Raw genomic sequence first — 23578 nt, 5'->3', positions numbered from 1 at the left:
CCGGGAGTGGCGCGGGGCGGGCATCATCAGAACACGGTGTCCGCGTCCTGGGCGAGCAGCTCGTCGGTGGCGCGCTCGGCCACCGCCGCGATGGTCATCGACGGGTTGCATGCCGCGGTGTTGCCGGGCATGAGCGCACCGTCGAGCACGTAGAGGCCGCGCTGGCCCTTCACCCGCCCGGCCAGGTCGCACACCACGTTCATCGACGCGCCGCCCAGCGGGTGCCAGGTGTTGGGCACCAGCGACGTCGTGTCCAGCCGCACCGAACCGTTGCCCGCGACCTCGGCGACGCGCTGGTCGACGCGCTCGGCCAGCGTCGAATCCGCCTGCGACGGCCAGTCCAGCACCGCGTCGTCCTCCGCGGAGTCGTAGACGAACCGGCCGCGCCCGGAACTCACGCCGTAGCCGACGAGCATCGTGGTGCGCAGGTTCGGCAGCGGCGGGATCGACGCCTGGATGACGGTGTTGGCCAGTGTCGGGTCGTCCCACTCCTTGCTGCCGTAGACGACCGGGCCGCCCTGCGGCGTGCCGAAGTCGTCCTCGAAGTTGGTCCAGGTGTAGATCCGGTCGCCGTTGGAACCCCAGTTGGAGCCCAGGCCGTCGGGCATGTCGCGGATCTGGTCCTTGGCGGCGGCGCGCATCAGCAGCCGGGTGGTGCCCGCGGTTCCCGCCGCCATCACCAGCGCCGGAGTGGTGATGATCTTCTGCTCCAGCACGGTGCCGTCGTTGGCGATGCGGTCGACGTGCACCTCCCAGCGCCCGTCGCGGGTCCGGGCGACCTCGGTGACGTTGTGCTGGGTCGCGACGGTGACCTTGCCGGTGGCCTCGGCCTGCGCGAGGTAGGTGACGTCCACCGAGTGCTTGCCGCCGTTGTTCACGCCGAACGCGCAATCACCGTTGGTGTAGGAGGGTTTCATCTCGCCGCGCAGCTCCCGCAGCGCGTAGTCCCAGTCGATCGGCATCGGGATCTTCTCCACCGAGTACCCGGCGGCGCGGGCGTTGCGGGCGAAGATCCGCGGCGCCTTGTAGGGCTCGCTGTTGATCAGCTCGTCCGGGGCGGTCGCGATCCGCAGCATCTCGGCCACGCGCCGGTAGTAGACCGAGTCCATCCGCGCGTAGTCGAGCTTCTCGGGCATGTTGGCGTTGAAGACCTCTTCGGTCGGCTGGAGCGTCATGCCCTGGTAGAGCAGCGAGCCCCCGCCGACACCGGCCGCGCACATGATGTCCATGCCGTTGCCGGCCACGCGCTCCAGCAGGCCGGTGTAGCGCTCGAAGGGCGGCGGCTCGATGCCGAACAGCGACGGGCCCGATCCCATCCAGAAGAACCGCTTGTCCGGGGCCGACAGGGTGGGGAAGGTGTCGGCGTTCGGGCCGGTCGGCCAGCGCTTGCCGCGTTCGAGCACGAGCACCGGGATCCCGGCCTGGGCGAACCGCAGCGCCGTCACGCCGCCGCCGAACCCGGAACCGATGACCACCACGCGGTGCTCCTCGCGGGTCAGCGGCACGCGGCTCGCGGCGTTGGCGTACGGGCCGGTCAGCGAGAGGCCGGCGGCGGCCGCGGTTCCGGCGAGCAGGGTGCGGCGGCTGAGTTCGGGCATGCGGGTACCTCCACGGCAGGTCAGCGGTGACTGGCGCGGAGCTTAGGCAGCCAAAACGAGACATTGAACTTCTCGACGATCTCACTACCGGCGGGTAGGTTGGAGCTCCGTGTGGCCTTGTGGAGGGGAGCGGTGCTGAGTTCTCGGCGAACCGATGCGCGCCGCAACCGCGAGGTCATCCTGCAGGCGGCCGATGAGGCGTTCACCGAGGACGTCGAGCTGGTGCAGCTCAGCGAGATCGCCCGTCGCTCCGGTCTCGGCCGCGCCACCGTCTACCGGCACTTCTCCGACCGCTACGCCCTCGGGCTCGCGGTGGCCGAGAGCAAGCTCCACATGCTGCGCGAACTCGTCGCCGACACCGCCGACGCCGACTTCGTCGAGGTGCTGGCGGAGCTGTTCGAGGAGCAGATCTCCCGCCGCCCCCTGGTGCGCCTGTTCCGCGAGCTCCCGGCCGCCGACCAGCGCCGCTACGTCCGCCAGCTGCTCGCCGTCCTGACCCCGGGCCTGCGCCGCGCCCAGGCGGCCGGTGCGGTCCGCGCCGACGTCCAGCCGACCGACCTGGCGCTGATCTGCGAGATGGTCGAGGGCGCGGTGTCCTCGCACCTGCCCGTCGGCGGCATCGAGTCCGTCGAGCGCGTCGTCGAGGTCATGCTCGCCGGTCTGCGCGCCTGATCAGACCTCGCCCGCGAGGACCTGCTGCATCCGGGCGGTCACCAGCGGGCGCCGCGCGTCGTGGCGGGGGAGGCGGTGGGCGAGCTGGCCCAGCACCTCCAGGTCGTCGGTGGGGTGGTCGCGGAACAGCGCCCACAGGGCCGCGACGTCGCCGCGGTCGAGCACGGCGTTGCGCAGCGAGGCGAACAGCTCCTCCCGCTCGTCGCGGATCGCCGGGGCCTCGCTGGCCTCCAGCAGCGGTCCCCGGTAGGCCTCCGAGGCGGTGCGCAGATCACCGTCGTGCAGCGCGCGGCGCACCGTCAGGAAGTCCGCGTCGACCGCGGCCTGCAGCCGGTAGGGCTTGGTGGCGATGACGTGCTCGCCCAGGTGCGCGCGCAGCCGGTGGATCTCGGCGCGGGCGGTGACCGGGTTGCCGCGCTCGCCGTAGAGCTGGAACGCCAGCTTGTCGGCGGTGAGCCCGGCCGGGCGCATCGCCAGCAGAGTCAGGATCTCCGCGTGCCGCAACGACAGCGGGACCTCGCGCCCGTCGAGGACCGCGCGCGGGCCGCCCGAGTCCAGGAACGACAGCGACAGCACCGGGCGCGGGCGGGCGCGGGTCGTCGACGTACCCGGCACCCGCAGCAGGTAGCCCTCGGCGAGCCGCTCCAGCACGGCCTCGCGCCCGTCGGCCAGGGTGATCCGGCCGTCGTTGACGTCGACGCGCTCGGGCAGCAGCGCCGCCCCCGGCTCCACCGCCAGCACCCGCCCGGTGCGGGTCAGCAGCGCACCGGCCTCGCCGCGCAGCGCCCGCAGGTGCGGCATGTTTCGAGCCCGCAGCTGCTCGTCGCGAGCGGCCATCCGCGCCCGCAGGTGGCTCTCGGCGAGCTGCGCCGCCGCGCTGACCAGCGACACCATCGCCGGGTGCACGGTGCGCAGCGGGCCGCTGATGTCCACCGATCCCAGCACGTCACCCGTGTCGGGGTCGTGGATGGGGCTCGCCGCGCAGGTCCAGTCGTGGTACGTGCGCACCAGGTGCTCGGCGGAGTAGATCTGCACCGGTTTGCCCACCGCGAGCGTCGTTCCCATCGCGTTGGTGCCGATGGCCTCCTCGGCCCACCGGGTGCCCTCGCTCAACCGCACCTTGTCGGCGCGGCGCTGCACCTCGGAATGCCCCTCGCGCCACAGGATCAGCCCGTCGCGATCGGTCACGATCATCACATGCATCGCCTCGTCGGCGACGTCGAGGACGGTCTGGCGCAGCACCGGGATCGCGGCCCGGAGGGGGTGCTCGTCGCGCAGGTCGCGGACCTCGTCGCGCTCGCAGACCACGGGTGCCTCGCAGGCGTCGGGATCGACCTCGGCGGCCAGCGAGCGCTGCCAGGACTCCGAGACCAGCGTCCGCGGCGAGCGGGGAGCGCGGTCCCCGCGCAGCACGGCGTCCCACACCCGGCCCAGCAGCGACGCGTACTCCAGCGGGTCGGCGAGCATCGTCGCGGTCGGGGTCTCCTCCTCGGCCTGCACCGTGCCTCCAGTCCTGCGTCCTCGTCGACGCGTGAGCACATCATGACCACGCGTGATCCCGGGGACAAGGGCGTCACCCGCCACCAGGCGCAACACCGTCCGTTCGGTCAGTCAGCCGATCGGCGCAACGGCCGGTGCAACCTCGTTGCAACGTGAGGCGCGCCACGATCGGCGGAGACAACGGAGTTCTCGTCCAGGAGGCAACGCATGACCAAGTACGCAGCGCCGGGTACGCAGGGCAGCGTCGTGGCCTACGAATCCCGCTACGACCACTACATCGGCGGTGAGTACGTGGCCCCGGCCAAGGGCGCCTACTTCGCGAACCCGACGCCGGTGACCGGAGCGGACTTCACCGAGATCGCCCGGGGCACCGCCGATGACGTCGAGCGCGCGCTCGACGCCGCGCACGGCGCCGCGCCGGCGTGGGGGCGGACCTCGGTCGCCGAGCGGGCCAACGTCCTCAACAAGATCGCCGACCGGATGGAGGCGAACCTCGAGAAGCTGGCCGTCGCGGAGAGCTGGGAGAACGGCAAGCCGGTCCGCGAGACCCTGGCCGCCGACATCCCGCTGGCCATCGACCACTTCCGCTACTTCGCCGGTGCCATCCGCGCCCAGGAGGGCGGGATCAGCGAGGTCGACGACAGCACCGTCGCCTACCACTTCCACGAGCCGCTGGGCGTGGTCGGCCAGATCATCCCGTGGAACTTCCCGATCCTGATGGCCGTGTGGAAGCTTGCGCCCGCGCTCGCCGCCGGCAACGCGGTGGTGCTCAAGCCCGCCGAGCAGACCCCGGCGTCGATCCACGTGCTGATCAGCGTCATCGGCGACCTGCTGCCGCCCGGCGTGCTCAACGTCGTCAACGGCTTCGGCGTCGAGGCGGGCAAGCCGCTGGCCTCCAACAAGCGGATCAGCAAGATCGCCTTCACCGGGGAGACCACCACCGGGCGGCTGATCATGCAGTACGCCAGCGAGAACATCATCCCGGTGACGCTGGAGCTGGGCGGCAAGAGCCCGAACATCTTCTTCGACGACGTCGCCTCCGCCCACGACGCCTTCTACGACAAGGCGCTCGAAGGCTTCACGATGTTCGCGCTCAACCAGGGCGAGGTCTGCACATGCCCGTCGCGGGCGCTGATCCAGACCGGGATCTACGACCGGTTCCTGGGCGAGGCCGTGGACCGCACCAAGGCCGTCAAGCAGGGCAATCCGCTCGACACCGACACCATGATCGGTGCGCAGGCCAGCAACGACCAGCTCGAGAAGATCCTGTCCTACATCGACATCGGAAAGCAGGAGGGCGCCAAGGTCCTCACCGGTGGCGAGCGGGCCGACCTCGGCGGTGAGCTCTCCGGCGGCTACTACGTGCAGCCGACGGTGTTCGAGGGCCACAACAAGATGCGGGTCTTCCAGGAGGAGATCTTCGGCCCGGTCGTCTCGGTCGCCCGCTTCGACGACTACGCCGACGCCATGAAGATCGCCAACGACACCCTCTACGGCCTCGGCGCCGGGGTGTGGTCGCGCGACGCCAACACCGCCTACCGCGCGGGTCGCGAGATCCAGGCGGGCCGGGTGTGGGTGAACAACTACCACGCCTACCCGGCGCACGCGGCCTTCGGCGGCTACAAGCAGTCCGGCATCGGCCGGGAGAACCACCGGATGATGCTCGACCACTACCAGCAGACCAAGAACATGCTGGTCAGCTACTCGCCGAACAAGTTGGGCTTCTTCTGATGGAGCCCGCCCGGGTGGCCGTGACCCCGGAGGCGGTGGACCTGCTCCGCCGCCTCCGGGCCGACCACGGTCCGCTGATGTTCCACCAGTCCGGCGGCTGCTGCGACGGCAGCGCCCCGATGTGCTACCCGGCCGGGGAGTTCCGCACCGGCGGTTCCGACGTCCACCTCGGCGACCTCGACGTGGACGGCGAGGCGGTTCCGGTGTGGATGTCGGAGTCGCAGCACGAGTACTGGAAGCACACCCACCTGACCATCGACGTCGTGCGCGGCCGCGGCAGCGGGTTCTCGCTGGAGGCCCCCGAGGGCGTCCGGTTCCTGATCCGCTCGCGACTGCTCACCGACGACGAGCTCGAGGCGTTCGGCCTCGCCTGACCCGGCGAGGGCCGTGCGGTGGGGGCGGCTGCGGGGTCCGCCCGGACCGGGCGGACCCCGCCGGTCTCGCTGCTGTGGTCGGGGTCACGTTCCGGGATAGGATGGGTCCCGTTCCAGCGCGTCGACCCGACCGGCGTTCGCAGATCCGACGCACCGGTGCCTGGAGGATGCCTGATGACAGTGCGAAGCCGGGTGCCCAGCCCGCCCGAGCTCGGCGTGGCCGAGCTGCCCGGACCGCGGATCACGCGGCCCGGCGGTGAACCGCCGAGGCTGGCGAAGTTCCACGTGCCGGAGGTCGTGTTCGGCCCCGGCGCGCTGGCCGAGCTCGGGCACTGCGCGCGGCGCCTCGGCGCCCGCCGCCCGTTCCTGGTCACCGACGGCGGGCTCACCGAGGCCCGCTGGGCGGCGGAGGCCGTCGGCCACCTCGAAGCCGTCGGGCTCTCGGCGGTCGTGTGGGACGCGGTCACGCCCAACCCGAAGGACCACGAGATCGAGGCCGCGCACCGCCGCTACGCCGAGTCCGGCGCCGACGTGATCATCGGGGTCGGCGGCGGTTCGGTGATCGACGCGGCCAAGGGCGTGGCGATCCTGTCCGGCAACGGCGGCCGCATCCTCGACTACGAAGGCGTCGACCAGGTCGTGCACCCGATCCCGCCGCTGGTCATGGCGCCCTCGACGTCGGGAACCGGAGCCGACGTCTCCCAGTTCGCCATCGTCACCGACACCGCCAACGCCACCAAGATCACCATCCTGAGCCGGGCGCTGGTGCCCGAGATCTCGGTGGTCGACCCCCGGCTGCTGACCAGCATGCCGGACTGGCTCAACGCCGCGACCGGCCTCGACGCGCTCACCCACGCCATCGAGTCCTACGTCTCCCGCGCGCACAACACCCTCACCGAGCAGCACTCGCTGCACGCCGCGACGCTCATCACCGGCAACCTCGCGCGCACCCTGTTCCGGCCCGCCGAGGCCGAACCGCGCATCGCGATGGCCCAGGGCGCGCTGGAGGCCGGGATGGCCTTCACCAACGCGATCCTCGGCGCCACCCACGCCATGAGCCACCAGGTCGGCGGGTTGCTCGACGCCCCGCACGGGGTGATCAACGGGGTGCTGCTGCCGCACGTCATCCGGTTCAACGCCGAGACCGACCCGGCCCGCTACGTCCCGCTGGCGGCCGCGATCGGCATCGACACGGACGGGGTGCCCGACGTCGAGGTGGCGCTGACCCTGGCCGAGCGGGTGCGGGAGCTCGCCGACGTAGTCGGCGTGCCCAAGACGCTGCGCTCGCTCGGGGTGTCCGACGCGGACATCCCGGTGCTGACGCGCAACACGCTCAAAGACGCCTGCTTGACGACGAATCCGCGCGAGGCGCGCGCCACCGACATCGCCCGGCTGTTCCGGGCCGCGCTGTGAGCGATGAGGCCGCGATGTCCGGCGGCGACTTCGGCGACGACCTCGGCGTGCTGACCGGGCTGCGCTCCGGCAAGCGCTCCTTCTACCCGGAGTACGTCCGCTCCGCCGAGCGCCTGGAGCACGCCGTGCAGGCCCTCGACCGGATCTCCGGCGCCCTGGTGCGCACCGTCGAAGGGCCGCGCACGCTCGTCGAAGCCGTCGTCCGGGCCGCGGCCGAGCACCTGCAGGCCGACCGGATGCTCGTCGGCATCGCCGATGGCGCGCTGCGCGCCGCCCGGCCCCGCTTCCTGCTGCTGCACCGCGGCGAACTCGTCGACGACGAGGCCGCGCTGCCACCCGAGGTGCGCGAGCAGCTCGACGTCATCCGCAACCGGCCGTGGGAGATCGAGCTCGAACCCGGCGGGCCCGGCTGGGTGCGGGCGCCGATGACCCTCGACGGCGAACCCGTCGGCGGCATCGTCGGCTGGCCCGGCGACGTGCAGGTCGCCGACACCGACCTGGCGATCCTGCGGGTCCTGGCCAACCAGGCCGCCGTCGCCGTGCACAACTCGTTCCTGTTCCACGCCGCCGCCCAGCTGCGCGGACGCACCGAGCAGCTCTCCGAGGCCGCCGCCCAGCAGGCCCGGGACCTGGCCGCCCGCAACGCCGAGCTGCAGGAGACCCAGCGACGCCTCGTCGAGGCCATGCAGCGCCAGGCCCTCGACGACGAGCGGCACCGCATCGCCCGCGAACTGCACGACACCGTCACCCAGTACGTCCTCAGCGCAGGCATGACCGTCGAGGTGTGCCGCGCCGAACTCGCCGAGATGGGGCCGGAAGCCGCGCAGGTCGCCGAGAAGCTCGCCCCGGCCAAGGGGCTCACCCAGCAGGCCGTGGAGCGACTGCGCGCCGCGATCTACGCGCTGCACCACGGAGCCGAGGAACCGCCGGGATCGCTGCCGGTGCTGCTAAAACAACTGTCCACAGTGCACCTCTCCAGCGAGCTGGAGGTGGAGGTGCGGGTCGCGGGAAGTCCGGCGCCGCTGCCGCCGGAGGACGAGAGCTCCATCCTGCGGCTCACCGGGGAAGCGCTGTTCAACATCGTCTCGCACGCCGAAGCCACCCGTGCCGTCGTGCAGCTGGTCTACCAGGCCGACCAGCTGCGGCTCACGGTCTCCGACGACGGCACCGGCGATCCCGCGCAGCTGCGGCGGTCCCTGAAGCTCTCCGAGGCCGCTGATCTGGCCGGCCGGCATCGGGGTTTGGCGAACATGGCGGCGCGGGCGGAGGAGCTCGGCGGCGCGCTGAGCATCCGGCGCTCGCGGATGGGCGGGGTGGCGCTGCAGCTGCGGGTGCCGCTGCCGCCGGAGCGGGAGGTGACGCCGTGAGGCTGCCCGACCAGCGCACCGGAAGCCCACCGGTGCGGATCGTGCTCGTCGACGACCACGCCATCGTCCGGCACGGGCTGCGTTCGGTGCTCGAACGCGAGGACGACCTGCAGGTCGTCGGGGAAGCGGCCACCGCGGCCGAGGCGCTGACCGTCGTCGCCGACGCCGCACCGCACATCGTGCTGCTCGACCTCAAGCTGTCCACCGGGGACAACACCGAGGGGCTGCAGCTGTGCGGGCAGCTCACCGAGCGCTACCCGGACCTCGGCGTCCTGGTGCTCACCACGTTCCTAGATGGCGGGCTGGTCGTCGACGCCATCCACCGCGGCGCCCGCGGTTACGTCGTCAAGGACGTCGACACCACCGAGCTGGTCCGCTCCATTCGCGCCGTGGCCCGCCGCGAGAGCTCCTTCGACTCCCGCTCGGCCGCCGCGATGGTCGAGTCGATGAACGCCCCCACCGCGGAACCCCGCTTGACGGAACGAGAGCTCAACGTCCTCCGCCAGCTCGCCCGCGGCCTCAGCAACCGGGACATCGGCACCAAGCTCTTCATCTCCGAGACCACGGTCAAGTTCCACGTCCGCAACATCATGCGCAAGCTCACCGCCACCAGCCGAGCGGAAGCGGTCTACGAAGCCAGCAAGCTCCACCTCATCTGAGGCGAAGTTTTCATGAAAACTTCCCTCACCACCAACGAAACACGAGGTCCGGTCAAGAACCCAGTCTGTCGGGTGGGAACCGACGTTTTCATGAAAACTTCCCCGCACCCACCCCACCCCCGTGAGGGGACACGGGAGTTCCGTCCGTCGTGGGGTGGGACGGTTTTCATGAGAACTGCGCGGGGTCAGGGCGTCTTTCGGATGTCGAGCCAGCCCCCGTGGTGGTGGGTGACCTCGTAGGGGTGGCCCGTGGTGGCGCCGAGGTGGTGGAGGTCGGCTTCGGTGAAGGTGCGGACGTGGCCGAAGGCGGCGTTGGGCTCGTCCTCGTAGGGGACGGCGATGATGACCCGGCGGCGGGCCAAGCGGAGGGCTTCGGCGAGGACCGCGTCCCCCCGGGCCGGTTCGAGGTGCTCCAGGAGGTGCATCGCCGTGACCGTGTCGACCGCGCCGTCGGGGAGCGGGACCTGGGTCGCGTCGCAGACCAGCGTGTGCATGTGGTGACCCCGGGTCGAGGCGACGGTCTTGAGCAGGCGCATGCTGCCGGGGGCCAGGTCCGAGGCGATCACCGTGTGCTCGCCCCGCTCGGCGAACAGCAGCGGCAGGAACCCGAAGCACGAGCCCAGGTCCAGCACCCGGCCGGGCGGGGCCATCCCCAGCACCCGCCGGTACAGCGGGGCGAAGTCGGCGATCGAGGAGTGCGGCGCGCGCTCGGCCGGCGACGCCCAGCACTCCCGGATGCGGGCCAGGGTGTTGTCGTAGAACGTCGTCCACGCGCGCAGCGGGTCGTCGATCACCGACTGCACGACCTCGGTGAACACCCGCTCGAAGACCTCCACGCCGCTGAGCCAGCCGGGTGCGAACAGCTCGTCGGCCAGCACGCCCGCCAGGTTGTTGTCCAGCTGCTCCGGCCGGAACCAGTGGGCCACCTCCATCCGGTGATCCCGTCGGTGCAGGCAGAAGTGCGGAGTGCGGGTCACCGCGACCCGCGCGTCGCACGTCGACTCGTGGCGGCCGACGGTGACCAGCGGGTCGCGGCCGTGCGGGGCCAGCGGGTCGATGTGGTCCAGCGGGTCGATGTGCAGCGCCGCGCGTTCCCCGGCCGTCACCGCCCGGTCACCTCCGTCGCGATGGACTCGGCCGCCTTCGCCAGCCCGGACAGGTCGCGCACCACCTGCACCCGGTCGCAGTGGTCGGCGTAGTCCGGCAGGTCGCAGCGCCCCAGCCGCCACGAGTACCGGGGCTCCGGGGTGAGCCAGATGGTCTCCCGCGCGCGGCGGGCGATCTCGGCGAGCGCGTCGACGTGCGGGTCGTTGCCGTTGCCGCGCCCGTCACCGAGGATCAGCACCGTCGTCCGGCGGTTGAGCGTCGTGCCGAAGTCCTCCAGGAACCGGCTGAAGGTGGCGCCGTAGTCGGAGTTGCCGTCCACGTCGAGCACTCCGCCCTGCGGCAACCCGTCGAACACCAGCCCCAGCGCCCGCTCCAGCGGGTGATCGGTGAACAGCTCGGTGATCTCCACCGGATCGTCGACGAACGCGAAGGTGCGGACCTGCGTGAACAGCGACTGGAGCCCGTGCACCAGGTGGAGCGTGAACCGGGCGGTCGAGCGCACCGACAGCGACACGTCGGCCAGCACCACCAGCCTCGGCTTGTCCTCGGCGCGGGTGACCGTGACCGGCCGGAACGGGACGCCGTCGTAGCGCATGTTGCGGCGCATCGTCCGCGCCGGGTGCACCCGCCCGCGCGGGGTGTTGCGGCGCTTGCTGGTCGGCGCCCCGCGCAGGCTGTGCACGATCCGCCGCAGCGACTCCTCCAGCTGCTGGCGCTCGCCCTCGTCGACCCGGTCCAGGCGCCCGGCGGTGACCTCGCGGGACTCCTTGGCGGTGCGCTCCAGCTCGGCGAGCTTGGCCAGGTGCTGCTTGAGCAGTTCCGGCAGGTTCTCCAGGACGCCGGTGAGCTGCCCGCGCGGCGCCGCGTCGGGCTCCTCGTCCTCGCCGAGCCAGTCCAGCAGCGTCTGCTCCTCGGCGATGCTCAGCCGGGTGTCGATGCGCTGCCCGGTGTGCTCGGCCAGCGACCCGGGAGTGCCCGCGTTGTGCAGCCGCTCGGTCTCCAGCTGCACCGACGGCACCGAACCGCCTCCGGTGCTGCTGTTGTCGCTGGAGAACACGACCTCGTCGGTCATCGAGGCGAGGTCGATCTTGTTGCTCTCCTGGTGCAGGTTGTACTGCTGGGCCAGGTCCTCGGGGTCGAAGTAGTCGCGGATGTCGGCCGGCTTGGCGTGCGTGTGCCCCTCCTGCGGGGTCTCCGCGGGCTCCTCGGAGACGGTGAACGACTGCAGCTCACCGGTGTCGGAGAGGTCGTCGTGCTCGTGGGTGTGCTCGTGCTCGGCGTCGTCGGGCACGACCGGGCGCAGCGCGAAGAACGCGTCGAAGACCTCGTCGAAGATCTCCTCGTCGCGCCGGTCCTTGATCATCGCGACCTTCAGGGCGTTGCGCAGCGCGTCCCGGTCGTCGAGCATGCCGGGCTGCGCGGCGCAGCGCATCGCGTCGGTGGCCTCGGACACGGAGATGCGCACGCCGAACAGGCGCAACAACCGGACGAACCGGTGCAGGCTGATTCCACGGCGCGCTCCTCACGACTTGCGGCGGGTCACCGAGGAGAACGACCGCGCCCCCTGGGTGCCCGTGGCCCGCTGCCCGGACGAGGCGGAACCCGGTGCGCCGTAGTAGGAATCGTCGTGGCGGCCCGGCCGGTCCTTGGCGGCCCGCACCTCGGGCCCGTCGTCGTGGTCGTCACCGCGGTCGTGGTCATGCCCGTGGCCGTGCCCATGTCCGTGCCCGTGACCGCGGGCCGGGAGCTGCTGCGGGATGTCGCGGTTCGGATCGCCCATGTGCCCGATCACGTCCAGCGCCTGCTGCAGGTCGCGCTCGTACTTCACGACCACGTTGACGGTCTCGGCCAGCACCTCCGAGCCCAGGTCCTCGGCGCCGAGCACGGCGAGAGTCCGCGCCCAGTCGATGGTCTCGGAGATCGACGGGGCCTTGCGCAGCTTGAGCTCGCGCAGCCGCCGCACCACCGTCACCAGCTGCTCGGCCAGGTTCTCCGGCAGCCCGGTGCGCTTCGAGCGGACGATCTCCAGCTCCCGGTCGTGGTCCGGGTAGTCCAGGAACAGGTGCAGGCAGCGGCGTTTCAGCGCCGCCGACAGGTCGCGGGTGTTGTTGGAGGTCAGCACCACGTACGGCGGGGTGGTCGCGGTGTAGGTGCCGACCTCGGGCACCGACACCTGGAACTCCGCCAGGCACTCCAGCAGCACGGCTTCCAGCGCCTCGTCGGCGCGGTCGACCTCGTCGACCAGCAGCACGGCAGGTTGCTCGCCGCGGATCGCCTCCAGCAGCGGCCGGGCGGCCAGGAACCGGTCGGAGAAGAACACGCTGTCCTGCGCGCCGATCCGGTCGATCGCGGTCGTCAGGTCCGGGGCGTCGGCGATGATCTCGCCGATCTTGTCGCGCAGCATCTGGGTGTAGAGCAGCTGCTTGCCGTAGTCCCACTCGTAGAGCGCCTTGCTCTCGTCCTGGCCCTCGTAGCACTGCAACCGCAGCAGCTTGCGCCCGGTGACCTCGGCGAGGGTCTTGGCCAGCTCCGTCTTGCCCACGCCCGCAGGGCCTTCCAGCAGCAGTGGTTTGTCCAATCTGGACTGGAGGAAGACGGTGGTGGCCAGCCGCCGGTCGGAGATGTAGCCGTGCTCGCCGAAGCGGTTGATCACCTCCTCGACGGACTCGAAGGGCTTGTCGCCGGGCTGATCCGCGATGTCGTCGAGCACTGCGATACCTCCGGGATGCGAGCGGTGCTGGGTGGTGGAGGACCGTGGTGCCGCACAGGTCGGAGGGCGCGACACCACGGCCGGTCCGAGGGGGATCAGGTCAGCAGGTCGTCCAGATCCCCGGTCATGCAGTGCTCGACGACCGGGCGCACCGTGTCGAACGTGCACTCCTTGGCGTTGCCCGGCGTGCAGGCGTCGCCGAGGACGTGGTTGGTGATGCGGTCGACGTCGGCGGCGTCGCCCTTGATCTCCTTGGAGCGCTCGTAGAACTTCGTCGGGCCCTGGCCGAGCCGGTTCTTCGAGTAGGTGTCGGCGTTGACGTCGACGAACCGCTCCGTGATGCCCACGTCGCGCAGCAGCCGGATGGCGGCGTTGAGGGCGGCGTCAGCGGCCTGCGGGGCGGTCATGCCGTGGGTGTCGACGCCCATGGCGTCGGCCATGTCGGCGAAGCGCTTGTAGGCCACCGGCATGTTGAACGCCCACACCCGCGGCAGCGCGATGGCGTTGTTGAGCCCGTGATGGGTGTCGTAGAACGCGCTCACGGCGTGCGAGATCGAGTGGATGATGCCCAGACCGCCGGAGTTGAACGCCTGCGCGGCGATGTACTGCGCGTACATCATGCCCTCGCGGCCGGGCAGGTCCTGGCCGTTCCACACCGCCTGGCGCAGGTTCTCGGCGGTCATCTTCACCGCGTGCAGCGCGTTCCCCAGCGACGGCGGGAAGTTCAGCCGCGAGACGTAGGGCTCGGAGGCGTGCGCGAGCACGTCGAAGCCGCACTGCGCGGTGTAGTCGATCGGGCAGTCGTAGTAGAGCACCGGGTCGTCGATGGCCAGCGTGGTCACCGAGTTGTCGTCGAAGGCGACGTACTTGTGCGGGTTGTCGGGGTCGGTGGTGGTGTCGGTGATGACGTAGGCCCAGGACGTCTCCGAACCCGTGCCCGCGGTGGTCGACACCGCGATGTGCGGCGGGTTCTTGGGGTTCTCGGACTTGTTGAAGCCCTCGAACTCGTTGACGTTGCGGCCGTCGTGGGCCACCGAGATGCGCGCGCCCTTGCACGCGTCGTGGGAGGAGCCACCGCCGATCGACACGAACGAGTCGCAGGCGTTCTCCTGGTACATCGCGACGGAGTCCATCACGTTGTAGTCCTTGGGATTGGACTCGACCTGGTCGTAGACCACGACCTCCAGACCGTGGTAGCGCATCGACTCGACGATCTTGTGCACGATGTCGGTGCCGCGCAGGCCGGAGGTCATCACCAGGGTCTTCTTGAAGCCCAGCTTCAACGCCTCCGGTCCGATCATCTCGTGCGAACCGGGGCCCAGCAGGGCGCGGGGGAACGGGTGGAACTCCTTGATCGGGAACGGCTTGAGCAGCTCATCGACCTGCATGTCGCTGTCCTTTCCACGCGCGTCATTGCACGTTGATCTCCGGCCAGGCGGGGGAGCGGGACGTCGAGCCCGCCACTGGCCCGGAAGTTAGTGCCCCGGCTCACCCCAGGAGAACGCCGACGGGCCAAGACCCCTCGTCCGAGGCCCCAGATCGGGACGATCGGGGAGGGGCGCCCCCGTCCGATCGGTCAGGTAGCGGCGCTGCCGCCCGTTCGATCGGACGGGCGGCAGCGGACCCGGTCGCACGGTGCTGACGGGGCTCGCGCCGCCTAGCGTGGTGCGGCATGGCGGAGTGGTTCGAAACGGTGGCGGAGGCGCATCGGCGTGCCCGCAGGAGATTGCCCCGGTCGGTCTACCTGGCGCTGGTGGCCGGCAGCGAACGCGGGTCCACGCTGGAGGACAACATCCGGGCGTTCGGCGAGCTCGGCTTCGCCCCGCGCGTGGCCGACCTGCCCGCCGAGCGGGACATGGCGACGACGGTGATGGGTCAGGAACTGTCACTGCCGGTGATGGTCTCCCCGACCGGGGTGCAGGCCGTGCACCCGGAGGGTGAGGTCGCGGTGGCCCGCGCCGCGGCGGAGGTGGGCACGGCGATCGGGCTGTCGTCGTTCGCCAGCCGCGCGGTCGAGGACGTCGCCGAGGCCAACCCGAAGACGTTCTTCCAGGTCTACTGGGTGGGTGACCGGGAGAAGGTGCTGGCCCGCGCCGAGCGCGCCCGCGAGGCCGGGGCGAAGGGGCTCATCGTCACCCTCGACTGGTGCTTCGCCACCGGGCGGGACTGGGGGAGCCCGCCGATCCCGGAGAAGCTGGACCTGCGCACGAAGCTGAGCTTCGCCCCGCAGGGCCTGCTGCGGCCGCGCTGGCTGAGCGGGTTCCTCCGCCACGGGCTGCCGGACCTGACCACGCCGAACATGGTGCCGCGCGGTGAGGCCGCGCCGACGTTCTTCGGCGCCTACGGCGAGTGGATGTTCACCCCGCCTCCCACCTGGGAGGACATCGCCTGGCTGCGCGAGCGCTGGGGCGGCCCGTTCATGATCAAGGGCATCACGCATCCCGACGACGCCCGCCGCGCCCGCGACATCGGCGCCACGGCGATCTCGGTGTCCAACCACGGCGGCAACAACCTCGATTCCACCCCGGCGACGATCCGGTTGCTCCCGGCGATCGCGGAGGCGGTCGGCGGGGACGTCGAGGTGCTCCTCGACGGCGGGGTCCGCCGGGGCAGCGACGTCGTCAAGGCCCTCGCCCTCGGCGCCCGCGCGGTCCTCATCGGCCGCGCGTACCTCTGGGGGCTGGCCGCCGAAGGCCAGGCCGGAGTCCGCAACGTCTTCGACATCCTCCGGAGCGGCATCGACTCCTCCCTCCTGGCCCTGGCGCGCCCCTCTATCCACTACCTCAGCCCGGAAGACCTCCTCATCCCCGCGGGTTTCACCCGGAAACCCTGATCGGGAGGTCCGGTGACGGTGTCATCGGTGGTTGGCAGTGGACAGTTTTAGCCATAATCACCCATGATCAATGTCCAAATTGTCCGGACAGTTATGGCTAAAACCGTCACCGGGTGACCCACGACGGCGGCGCCCCTCCCCATGGGAAGGGCGCCGCGCTCCGAGCGGGGTCAGGTGAGGGCGAGGACCGCGCTGAGGGCGGCGGCGATGAGGAACGCCGCTCCGCCCATGAAGGTCTCCATCAGGGTCCAGCTCTTGAGCGTTCCCCTGATGTCGAGGTCCATGTAGCGGTTGAACAGCCAGAAACCCGAGTCGTTGACGTGCGACAGGACCGTGCCGCCCGCGGCGACCGCGACCACCACCAGGGCGATCTCCGGCTGCGACAGGCCCAGCTCGTGGATCAGCGGAGCCACGATCGGGGCCGTCGTCACGATCGCGACCGTCTTCGACCCCAGCGCCACGCGAAGCGCGGTGGCGATCAGGAACGCCAGCACCACCACCGGCAGCGACGTCTGACCCAGCAGGTCGGCCAGCGCCTCACCGGCGCCGGTGGCCTCCAGGACCGCGCCGAACACGCCGCCCGCACCGGTCACCAGCAGCACCAGGGCCACCGGACCCAGCGAGGCCGACGCCGCCTTCTCGATGCGCTCCATCGAGAACCCGCCGCGCAGGCCCAGCACCCAGAACGACAGCAGCGTCGCGACCGTCAGCGCGATGACCGGCGCGCCGATGAACGTCAGCACGTCGCGGACCGCGCCCTCCGGGAGGACGACCTCGGCGAAGGTGTTGAGCATGATCAGCACGACCGGCAGCAGGATCACGCCCACCGTCACGCCCAGCGACGGCGGGGCCTTGGTCGCCACACCACCACCGCCACCGCTGCCCGCCTGCTCCTCGGCCTCGCCGAGCAGCTGCGCGGGAACCGGGGTGCCCATCCGGTCGCCGATGCGGGTGCCAACAGGTACGCCCCGACGAACCAGGCGGGAAGCCCGCACACCAGGCCCATGATCGTCACCCAGCCGAGGTTCGCGCCGAGCAGGCCCGCCGCGGCCACCGGTCCGGGGTGCGGCGGCAGCACCGCGTGCATGATCGCCAGGCCGCCGACGGCGGGCAGCGCGATGCTGATCACCGAGCGGCCGGAGCGCTGCGCCACCGAGTAGATCAGCGGCAGCAGGATGATGAACCCGACGTCGAAGAACACCGGGATCCCGAAGATCAGCGCGGTCAAGCCGACCGCAAGGGGAGCGCGCCGCTCGCCGAAAGCGGCCAGCATCCGCCCGGACAGCACCTCGGCCGCCCCGGACTCCTGGATCAACCGGCCGAGCATGGCGCCCAGCGCCACGATGATCGCGATCTCGCCGAGGGTCTCGCCCATCCCGTCTTCCAGCAGGCCCGGGATCTCGGTCGGGCTGATGCCGGCGACGGCCGCCACCACGACGCTGACCACCAGCAGAGCGACGAACGCGTGCAACTTCGCCTTCATCACCAGCAGCAGGAGCAGCGCGATCCCACCCACCACCAGCAACAACAGGGCCCAAGGCGGCAGGGTCCACGCGGTCTCCGGCGCCTCATCGGCGGCTAACGAGATCGCACTCGCAAGTTCCAAAGATCTGGTAGGCATCATTGCCTTCCTCCTCGGCCACCCATCCCCACCCGATCGGACCCCTCAAGTCGAAAACAGCGGTTTTCGTCTTAAGGGGCTTGATCGGGTGGATTTTGGGCGGGGGTTAGGGGCGGTCCAGGGCGGGGCGTTTGGGGTCGAAGGCCCAGCCCGGGATGAGGTACTGCATGGCGGCGGCGTCGTCGCGGGAGCCGAGGCCGTGCTGGAGGTAGAGGTCGTGGGCCTCGGCGACCCGGTCCTCGTCGAGTTCGACGCCCAGGCCCGGGGTCGTGGGGACCGGGAGTCGACCTTCGGAGATCTGCAGGGGGTTTCGGGTCAGGCGTTGGCCGTCCTGCCAGATCCAGTGGGTGTCGATCGCGGTGATCTCGCCCGGGGCCGCGGCGGCGACGTGGGTGAACATCGCCAGCGAGACGTCGAAGTGGTTGTTGGAGTGCGAACCCCACGTCAGGCCCCAGTCGTGGCAGAACTGCGCCACCCGCACCGAGCCGCTCATCGTCCAGAAGTGCGGGTCGGCCAGCGGGATGTCGACCGCGCCCGCGCGGACCGCGTGACCCAGCTGCCGCCAATCGGTGGCGATCATGTTGGTCGCGGTGGGGAGCCCGGTGGCGCGGCGGAACTCCGCCATCGTCTCCCGGCCCGAGTACCCGCCCTCGCCACCGCACGGGTCCTCGGCGTAGGCGAGCACGTCACGCAGCGAACGGCCGACCTCGATCGCCTCGGACAGCAGCCAGCCGCCGTTGGGGTCCAACGTGATCCGCGCGTCGGAGAACCGCTCCGCCAGCGCGGTGACGGCCTCGGCCTCCTCGCGGGCGGGCAGCACACCGCCCTTGAGCTTGAAGTCGCGGAACCCGTAGCGCTCGCGGGCCGCCTCGGCCAGGCGCACCACCGCCTCCGGCGTCAGCGCCTCCTCGTGCCGCAGCCGCGACCAGTCGTCGCCGTCACCGGGGGCCAGGTAGGGCAGGTCGGTCTTGGTGCGGTCGCCGACGAAGAACAGGTAGCCCAGCACCGGGACCTCGGCCCGCTGCTGCCCGTCGCCGAGCAGCTCGGCCACCGGCACGCCCAGGTGCTTGCCGAGCAGGTCCAGCATCGCCGACTCGATCGCGGTCACCGCGTGCACGGTGACCCGCAGGTCGAAGGTCTGCGCGCCGCGGCCGCCGGAGTCCCGGTCGGCGAAGCGCGCGTGCACCTCCCGCAGCACCGAGCGCAGCCGCGCCACGGGCTGCCCGACGACCAGCTCCGCCGACTCCTCCAACGTCGCGCGGATCGGCTCGCCGCCGGGCACCTCGCCGACCCCGGTGCGCCCCTCGGAATCGGTGAGCACCAGCAGGTTCCGGGTGAAGAACGGCGCGTGCGCACCGCTGAGGTTGAGCAGCATGCTGTCGTGCCCGGCGACCGGGATGACGCGCAGCTGCGAGATCACGGGTGTCATGGTGCCTCTCCGAGTGGTCAGTGCCTGCCGGGTTCGCCGTCGACGCGCCGCAGCAACCCGGCCGGGTTGCCGTCGGCCAGCGAGTCGGGCAGCAGCGCGGCGGGAACGTCCTGGTAGGCCACCGGACGCTGGAACCGCTCGATCGCCAGCGTGCCCACCGAGGTCGTCCGCGAGTCCGAAGTGGACGGGAACGGTCCACCGTGGACCATGGCGTGCCCGACCTCGACGCCGGTCGGCCAGCCGTCGAACAGGATCCGGCCCGCCTTGAGCTCCAGCACGTCCAGCAGCTCGGCTGCCTGGGCGTGGTCGGAGTCGGCGGCGTGCACGGTGACGGTCAGCTGGCCCTCCAGCGACTCGGCGACCTCGCGGACCTGCGCGGCGTCGCGGCAGCGCACCACGACCGAGCAGGACCCGAACACCTCCTGCTGCAGCGCCTCGTCGCCCAGGAACTCCGCGGCGTCGGTGACCACCAGCGCCGGTCGTCCCGCCACCGGCAGGTCCGTCTCCGGGCCTTGGGCGAGCACCTCGACCTTCGCGTGCTCGGCCAGCCGCGTCACGCCTTCGGCGTAGGCGCGGGCGATGCCCGGGGTCAGCATGACCCCGGCCTCGCGCTTGGCGACGGCGTCGGCGGCGGTGTCGAGGAAGGAGCGCAGCTCCGGCCCGTCTACCGCGATCACCACGCCCGGGTTGGTGCAGAACTGCCCCGATCCCAGCGTCAGCGAGCCCACGAAACCGGTGGCGATCTCACCTCCGCGCTCGGCCAGCGCGCCGGGCAGCAGGAACACCGGGTTGCTGCTGCTCATCTCCGCGTACACCGGGATCGGCTGCGGCCGCGACTGCGCGGCGGCCACCAGCGCCAGGCCCCCGGCGCGCGAGCCGGTGAACCCGACCGCCTGCACGCGCGCGCGTCGGTCACCAGCCGGGTGCCCAGGTCGCGGCCGCGGCCGAACAGCAGCGAGAACGTCCCGGCGGGAAGTCCCAGGTCGGCGACCGCGTCGGCGATCGCGCGACCCACCAGCTCGGAGGTGCCGGGGTGCGCGTCGTGGCCCTTGACCACCACCGGGCACCCGGCCGCCAGCGCGGAGGCGGTGTCGCCGCCGGCCACCGAGAAGGCCAGCGGGAAGTTGCTCGCCCCGAACACCGCCACCGGCCCCAGCGGCACGTGGCGCTGCCGGATGTCGACGCGCGGGGGAGTGCGGTCCGGTAGGGCCGGGTCGATGCGCGGGATGTCGTGGTTGCCGTTGCGCAGCAACGTCGCGAACATCCGCAGCTGCCCGGTCGTGCGGCCGCGCTCACCTGTCAGGCGCGCCACCGGCAGCCCCGACTCGGCGTGCGCCCGCTCGACCAGCTCGTCGCCGACCTTCTCGATGTTGTCGGCGATGCGCTCCAGGAACGCGGCGCGCTCGACGATCGGCAGCCGCCGGTACGGGCCGAAGGCCTCGGCCGCCGCGGCGCAGGCGCGCTCGACGTGGGAGGCGTCGCCGTGGGCGAACGGCGGCTCCAGCTCGGCGCCCGTGCTCGGGTCGATCGCGCGGATCTGGTTCCCGGCACCGTGCACCGGTGTGCCCGCGATGATCATCTGTCCGGTCACTTGGGTCATGCTCACGCCTCCGGGACGCGTTCGATCAGTTCGGTCAGCAGCTTCAGCTCGGTGTCGTCGAGGTCGGTCAGCGGCGCCCGGACGGGACCCGCCGGGCGGCCGATGGCGCGCATGCCCGCCTTGACGATGCTCACCGCGTATCCGGCGCTGCGGTTGCGGATGTCGCAGTAGGGCAGGACGAACTCGTTGAGGTACCGGTACACGGTGGCCCGGTCGCGCTCGCGGACGGCGTCGTAGAAGCGCACCGCGAACTCGGGCACGAAGTTGTACATCGCCGAGGAGTAGGTCGTCACGCCCATCTCCAGGTAGGGCAGGGCGAACGTCTCGGCGGTGGGCAGGCCGCCGACGTAGGTCAGGCGGTCGCCGACGCGGGAGTAGATCCGGGTCATCTTCTCGATGTCGCCGACGCCGTCCTTGAAGCCGATGAGGTTCGGGCACTCGTCGGCCAGCCGCACGACGGTCTCGTCGGAGTAGACGGCGTTGGCGCGGCTGTAGATGATCACGCCCAGGTCGGTGGCCGCGCACACCGCGCGGACGTGCTCGATCAGGCCCTCCTGCGGCGCCTCGGTGAGGTACGGCGGGAGCAGCAGGAGCCCGTCGGCGCCGGCGCGCTCGCCCGCGCGGGCCAGCTCCACGGCCGAGGCCGTGCCGTAGCCGGCGGGGGCGATCACCGGGACGTCGGCGGGAACCTCCTGCGCGGCGGCGGCGACCACGCGCTCCACCTCGGCGGTGGTCAGCGAGAAGAACTCGCCGGTCCCGCCCGCCGCGAACAGCCCGGTCGCGCCGAAGCCCGACAGCCAGCCGATGTTGTCCCGGTAGGCGGCCTCGTCGAAGCTCAGGTCCTCGTTGAAGTGCGTCACCGGGAACGAGAGAAGCCCGCTGGCGAGCCGTTCGGCGACTTCGGCGGGCGAGAAGCGGGACATCGTTTCCTCCAGGTCCGGTGCTTGGTCGAGGCTGACGTTAGAGTCGTCCATCAATGCGCGTCCAACTCCGATTAAGCATCCACTGATACCGGGATTGCATCGATGTTCACCATCACCCAACTCGCCGGATTCGTCGCGGTAGCCGAAGAGGGCCACTTCGGCCGCGCCGCCGCCCGGCTGAACATGACCCAACCGCCGCTGAGCCGCCAGATCCAGCAGCTGGAGCGCGAACTGGCGGTCCGGCTCATCGACCGCAGCAGCCGCACCGTGCGGCTGACCCCGGCCGGGCGTTCGTTCCTGAGCGACGCCCGCCGACTGCTGCACGACGCCGAGAACGCGGCCCGCTCCGTGCGCCGGGTGACCGACGGCCGCACCGGCGTGCTGCGGCTGGGCTTCACCGCCACGTCGGCCTACGGCGTGCTCGGCGGGCTGCTCAACACCGCGCGCAGCCACCTGCCGCACGTCGAGGTGGTGCTGCACGAGCTGGTCAGCGGCGACCAGCTGGAGCGGATCTCCGCCGACGCGCTCGACGTGGGTCTGGTCCGGCCGCCGACCCCTCCCGGGCTGGAGTCCCGGCTGCTGCGCTCCGAACCGCTGGTCGCGGCCCTGCCGGTGGAGCACCCGCTGACCGAGCAGGACGAGGTCGACCTGGCGGACTTCCACGGCGCGACGGTGGTGGGGTACTCGCCGTTCGCGGCCCGCTACTTCTACGACCTGATGGTGGGCTTGTTCGGCGAGGCGGGCGTGCACCCGTCCTACGTGCAGCACGCCGACCAGGTGCACACCGTCCTCGCGCTGGTCGAGGTCGGTCTCGGCATCGCCCTGGTGCCCTCGACGGCCGCGCGGCTGCGCTTCGAGGGCGTCGCCCTGCGGCCGGTCCGCCTGCCGGTCCCGGACCCCGTCGAGCTCCACCTCGCCTGGCGCGGCAGCAACGACAACCCGGTTCTGCACACCTTCCTGGAGCTGGTCTAGACGCCGCTACGTCGCGGTGCGCAGGCCGCGTGCCGCGCTCCGACGGATGTTCGCGGGCCCGGCAGCGCGCAGCATCGTCGGTGACGAGCGGAGGTGCGCGATGACCACGACGACGCCGCGCGGGCGACGGGTGCTCCGGGCGATGGCCACCGACCTGGCGGAGGCCTACCGGAGCGGGTCGCGGGTGGAGCGCGCCTGCTACCGGGTGGCGGCGCTGCTGCTGGTCAGCGGGCTGGTCCACCTCGGAGTGCTGCTGGCGACGGGCGGGCAGTGGAGCGGGCCGCTGTCCTGGCGCAAACCGGCGACCTTCGGCCTGTCGTTCGGGCTGACGCTGGCCACGCTGACCTGGGTGCTGTCGTTCGTGCCGATGCGCGCCCGGAGCCGCTCGCGGCTGCTGGCGATCTTCGCCGCGGCGTGCGCGGTGGAGGTCGCCGGGATCACGATGCAGGCGTGGCGGCGAGTCCCGTCGCACTTCATCCCGCCCGAGACGGCCACCGCCGCCGACGTCGTCGCCGCGGCCTCGGCGGCGCTGGGAGCGGTCGCGATCGTCGGGGTGATCACCGCGGTGACGGCGACCGTGCTGCGCAGGCACGAGGACGTCCCGCCGAGCATGCGGCCGGCGCTGCGCGTCGGGTTCCTGTCGCTGATGGTCGCCCTGGCGATCGGGGTGCTGATGATGGCCCGGGGAACGGTGCTCACCCGCGTGCAGGGCGACGTGGCGCAGGCGTTCGCGTTCACCGCCGGGCTCAAGCCCGCGCACGCGGCCACGATGCACGGGGTTCTCGTGCTGCCGGCCCTGGCCTGGTTCCTGCGCTACGCCGAGCGCCCGGAACGCTTCCGCCTGACCGTCGTTCGGCTCGCCGCATCCGGGTACGGAGCCTTCGCCGCGGTCGTCGTGGTGGTGACGCTGTTCGGGCTCGACCCGGCCGGTGCCGTCCCGGCGGTGCTGGAAGGCGCCGGGGTACTGGCGCTCGTCGCGGCGGGGGTGGTGGCGGTGCGCGCGGTCGCGGCGCCCCGACCGACGTGGAACATGTTCCAAAAATGGAGCGGTCGCGGGTAGTCTCGGCGC

Annotated in this window: 21 protein-coding genes; 9 read left to right on the top strand and 12 right to left on the bottom strand. The window is 71.5% G+C overall.

Features of this window, described 5'->3' with window-relative positions; genetic code table 11:
* Window positions 1-26: 26 nt before the first annotated feature.
* Window positions 27-1598: a GMC oxidoreductase gene (locus REH65_RS06000; RefSeq protein WP_406691626.1), complete on the bottom strand. Its 1572-nt coding sequence runs from the start codon at window positions 1596-1598 to the stop codon at window positions 27-29.
* A gap of 132 nt (window positions 1599-1730) precedes the next feature.
* Between REH65_RS06000 and REH65_RS05995 the strand changes: the two genes are divergently transcribed.
* Complete coding sequence (locus REH65_RS05995; protein ID WP_281455633.1) at window positions 1731-2270, top strand: TetR/AcrR family transcriptional regulator; 540 nt, start codon at window positions 1731-1733, stop codon at window positions 2268-2270.
* Here the strand turns inward: REH65_RS05995 and REH65_RS05990 are convergent, their stop codons facing one another.
* Window positions 2271-3737 carry a GAF domain-containing protein gene (locus REH65_RS05990; RefSeq protein WP_406693097.1) on the bottom strand — a complete coding sequence of 489 codons (1467 nt, stop codon included), beginning with the start codon at window positions 3735-3737 and terminating at the stop codon, window positions 2271-2273.
* Between the two features lie 240 nt (window positions 3738-3977).
* Here REH65_RS05990 and adh point away from each other — a divergent pair, with 240 nt between their 5' ends.
* The 5 genes from adh (at window position 3978) to REH65_RS05965 (ending at window position 9314) form a co-directional block, all read left to right on the top strand.
* Window positions 3978-5501 (top strand): aldehyde dehydrogenase, encoded by a 1524-nt coding sequence (gene adh, locus REH65_RS05985; RefSeq protein ID WP_281455632.1) that lies wholly within the window; start codon window positions 3978-3980, stop codon window positions 5499-5501.
* Window positions 5501-5875: a DUF779 domain-containing protein gene (locus REH65_RS05980; RefSeq protein WP_281455631.1), complete on the top strand. Its 375-nt coding sequence runs from the start codon at window positions 5501-5503 to the stop codon at window positions 5873-5875. The genes adh and REH65_RS05980 overlap by 1 nt, the downstream gene beginning before the upstream one ends.
* A 174-nt stretch (window positions 5876-6049) precedes the next feature.
* Window positions 6050-7288 (top strand): iron-containing alcohol dehydrogenase, encoded by a 1239-nt coding sequence (locus tag REH65_RS05975; protein ID WP_281455630.1) that lies wholly within the window; start codon window positions 6050-6052, stop codon window positions 7286-7288.
* On the top strand, window positions 7285-8655 hold the full coding sequence (locus tag REH65_RS05970; RefSeq protein ID WP_406691625.1) for a MadS family sensor histidine kinase: 1371 nt from the start codon (window positions 7285-7287) through the stop codon (window positions 8653-8655). Before REH65_RS05975 ends, REH65_RS05970 begins: the two co-directional genes overlap by 4 nt.
* Window positions 8652-9314, top strand: a complete 663-nt coding sequence (locus tag REH65_RS05965) for a MadR family response regulator transcription factor (RefSeq protein ID WP_406691624.1) — start codon at window positions 8652-8654, stop codon at window positions 9312-9314. The genes REH65_RS05970 and REH65_RS05965 overlap by 4 nt, the downstream gene beginning before the upstream one ends.
* Before the next feature lie 185 nt (window positions 9315-9499).
* On the opposite strand, the gene mftM is transcribed toward REH65_RS05965, so the two are convergent.
* From mftM to mdo, 4 genes are all read right to left on the bottom strand, one after another.
* Window positions 9500-10420 carry a mycofactocin oligosaccharide methyltransferase MftM gene (gene mftM / locus REH65_RS05960; RefSeq protein WP_406691623.1) on the bottom strand — a complete coding sequence of 307 codons (921 nt, stop codon included), beginning with the start codon at window positions 10418-10420 and terminating at the stop codon, window positions 9500-9502.
* Window positions 10417-11886, bottom strand: a complete 1470-nt coding sequence (locus tag REH65_RS05955; protein WP_406691622.1) for a VWA domain-containing protein — start codon at window positions 11884-11886, stop codon at window positions 10417-10419. The genes mftM and REH65_RS05955 overlap by 4 nt, the downstream gene beginning before the upstream one ends.
* Window positions 11887-11943: 57 nt before the next feature.
* Entirely contained in the window at window positions 11944-13131 is a 1188-nt protein-coding gene (locus REH65_RS05950; RefSeq protein ID WP_406691621.1) for an AAA family ATPase, read from the bottom strand.
* 95 nt (window positions 13132-13226) lie between these two features.
* Window positions 13227-14519, bottom strand: coding sequence for an NDMA-dependent methanol dehydrogenase (gene mdo, locus REH65_RS05945; RefSeq protein WP_406691620.1), 1293 nt, complete (start codon window positions 14517-14519; stop codon window positions 13227-13229).
* Between the two features lie 284 nt (window positions 14520-14803).
* On the opposite strand from mdo, the gene mftD reads away from it, so the two are divergent.
* Entirely contained in the window at window positions 14804-15964 is a 1161-nt protein-coding gene (mftD, locus tag REH65_RS05940; RefSeq protein ID WP_406691619.1) for a pre-mycofactocin synthase MftD, read from the top strand.
* Window positions 15965-16134: 170 nt separating this feature from the next.
* Here mftD and REH65_RS05935 read toward each other — a convergent pair whose 3' ends face one another.
* From REH65_RS05935 to kdgD, 6 genes are all read right to left on the bottom strand, one after another.
* Window positions 16135-16827, bottom strand: a complete 693-nt coding sequence (locus tag REH65_RS05935) for a GntP family permease (protein WP_406691618.1) — start codon at window positions 16825-16827, stop codon at window positions 16135-16137.
* Window positions 16794-17570 carry a GntP family permease gene (locus REH65_RS05930; protein ID WP_406691617.1) on the bottom strand — a complete coding sequence of 259 codons (777 nt, stop codon included), beginning with the start codon at window positions 17568-17570 and terminating at the stop codon, window positions 16794-16796. Before REH65_RS05930 ends, REH65_RS05935 begins: the two co-directional genes overlap by 34 nt.
* A 121-nt stretch (window positions 17571-17691) precedes the next feature.
* Window positions 17692-19014, bottom strand: coding sequence for an enolase C-terminal domain-like protein (locus REH65_RS05925; RefSeq protein ID WP_406691616.1), 1323 nt, complete (start codon window positions 19012-19014; stop codon window positions 17692-17694).
* Between the two features lie 17 nt (window positions 19015-19031).
* The gene (locus REH65_RS05920; protein WP_406691615.1) at window positions 19032-19913 is read right to left on the bottom strand and encodes an aldehyde dehydrogenase family protein; all 882 of its coding nucleotides are present in this window, start codon (window positions 19911-19913) and stop codon (window positions 19032-19034) included.
* Window positions 19814-20614 carry an aldehyde dehydrogenase family protein gene (locus tag REH65_RS05915; protein WP_406691614.1) on the bottom strand — a complete coding sequence of 267 codons (801 nt, stop codon included), beginning with the start codon at window positions 20612-20614 and terminating at the stop codon, window positions 19814-19816. The genes REH65_RS05920 and REH65_RS05915 overlap by 100 nt, the downstream gene beginning before the upstream one ends.
* A gap of 2 nt (window positions 20615-20616) precedes the next feature.
* Window positions 20617-21537 carry a 5-dehydro-4-deoxyglucarate dehydratase gene (gene kdgD / locus REH65_RS05910; RefSeq protein WP_406693096.1) on the bottom strand — a complete coding sequence of 307 codons (921 nt, stop codon included), beginning with the start codon at window positions 21535-21537 and terminating at the stop codon, window positions 20617-20619.
* 102 nt (window positions 21538-21639) lie between these two features.
* On the opposite strand from kdgD, the gene REH65_RS05905 reads away from it, so the two are divergent.
* Window positions 21640-22509 carry a LysR family transcriptional regulator gene (locus REH65_RS05905; RefSeq protein WP_281455619.1) on the top strand — a complete coding sequence of 290 codons (870 nt, stop codon included), beginning with the start codon at window positions 21640-21642 and terminating at the stop codon, window positions 22507-22509.
* 100 nt (window positions 22510-22609) lie between these two features.
* Window positions 22610-23569 (top strand): hypothetical protein, encoded by a 960-nt coding sequence (locus REH65_RS05900; protein WP_406691613.1) that lies wholly within the window; start codon window positions 22610-22612, stop codon window positions 23567-23569.
* Window positions 23570-23578 lie beyond the last annotated feature (9 nt).

Origin of the sequence: Saccharopolyspora sp. ID03-671 (assembly GCF_045278815.1) — a bacterium.
GTDB lineage: Bacteria > Actinomycetota > Actinomycetes > Mycobacteriales > Pseudonocardiaceae > Saccharopolyspora > Saccharopolyspora ipomoeae.
The sequence above is the reverse complement of the archived record's forward strand: the minus strand, read 5'-3'. Positions and strand labels throughout refer to the sequence as shown.

Coding starts and splice junctions, on each gene's coding strand:
- kdgD (WP_406693096.1), bottom strand. CDS start 21,537: ATGTCCCGCTTCTCGCCCGCCGAAGTCGCCGAACGGCTCGCCAGCGGG.
- REH65_RS05990 (WP_406693097.1), bottom strand. CDS start 3,737: ATGCTCGCCGACCCGCTGGAGTACGCGTCGCTGCTGGGCCGGGTGTGG.
- mftD (WP_406691619.1), top strand. CDS start 14,804: ATGGCGGAGTGGTTCGAAACGGTGGCGGAGGCGCATCGGCGTGCCCGC.
- mdo (WP_406691620.1), bottom strand. CDS start 14,519: ATGCAGGTCGATGAGCTGCTCAAGCCGTTCCCGATCAAGGAGTTCCAC.
- REH65_RS05980 (WP_281455631.1), top strand. CDS start 5,501: ATGGAGCCCGCCCGGGTGGCCGTGACCCCGGAGGCGGTGGACCTGCTC.
- REH65_RS05915 (WP_406691614.1), bottom strand. CDS start 20,614: ATGACCCAAGTGACCGGACAGATGATCATCGCGGGCACACCGGTGCAC.
- adh (WP_281455632.1), top strand. CDS start 3,978: ATGACCAAGTACGCAGCGCCGGGTACGCAGGGCAGCGTCGTGGCCTAC.
- REH65_RS05925 (WP_406691616.1), bottom strand. CDS start 19,014: ATGACACCCGTGATCTCGCAGCTGCGCGTCATCCCGGTCGCCGGGCAC.
- REH65_RS05905 (WP_281455619.1), top strand. CDS start 21,640: ATGTTCACCATCACCCAACTCGCCGGATTCGTCGCGGTAGCCGAAGAG.
- REH65_RS05900 (WP_406691613.1), top strand. CDS start 22,610: ATGACCACGACGACGCCGCGCGGGCGACGGGTGCTCCGGGCGATGGCC.
- REH65_RS06000 (WP_406691626.1), bottom strand. CDS start 1,598: ATGCCCGAACTCAGCCGCCGCACCCTGCTCGCCGGAACCGCGGCCGCC.
- REH65_RS05975 (WP_281455630.1), top strand. CDS start 6,050: ATGACAGTGCGAAGCCGGGTGCCCAGCCCGCCCGAGCTCGGCGTGGCC.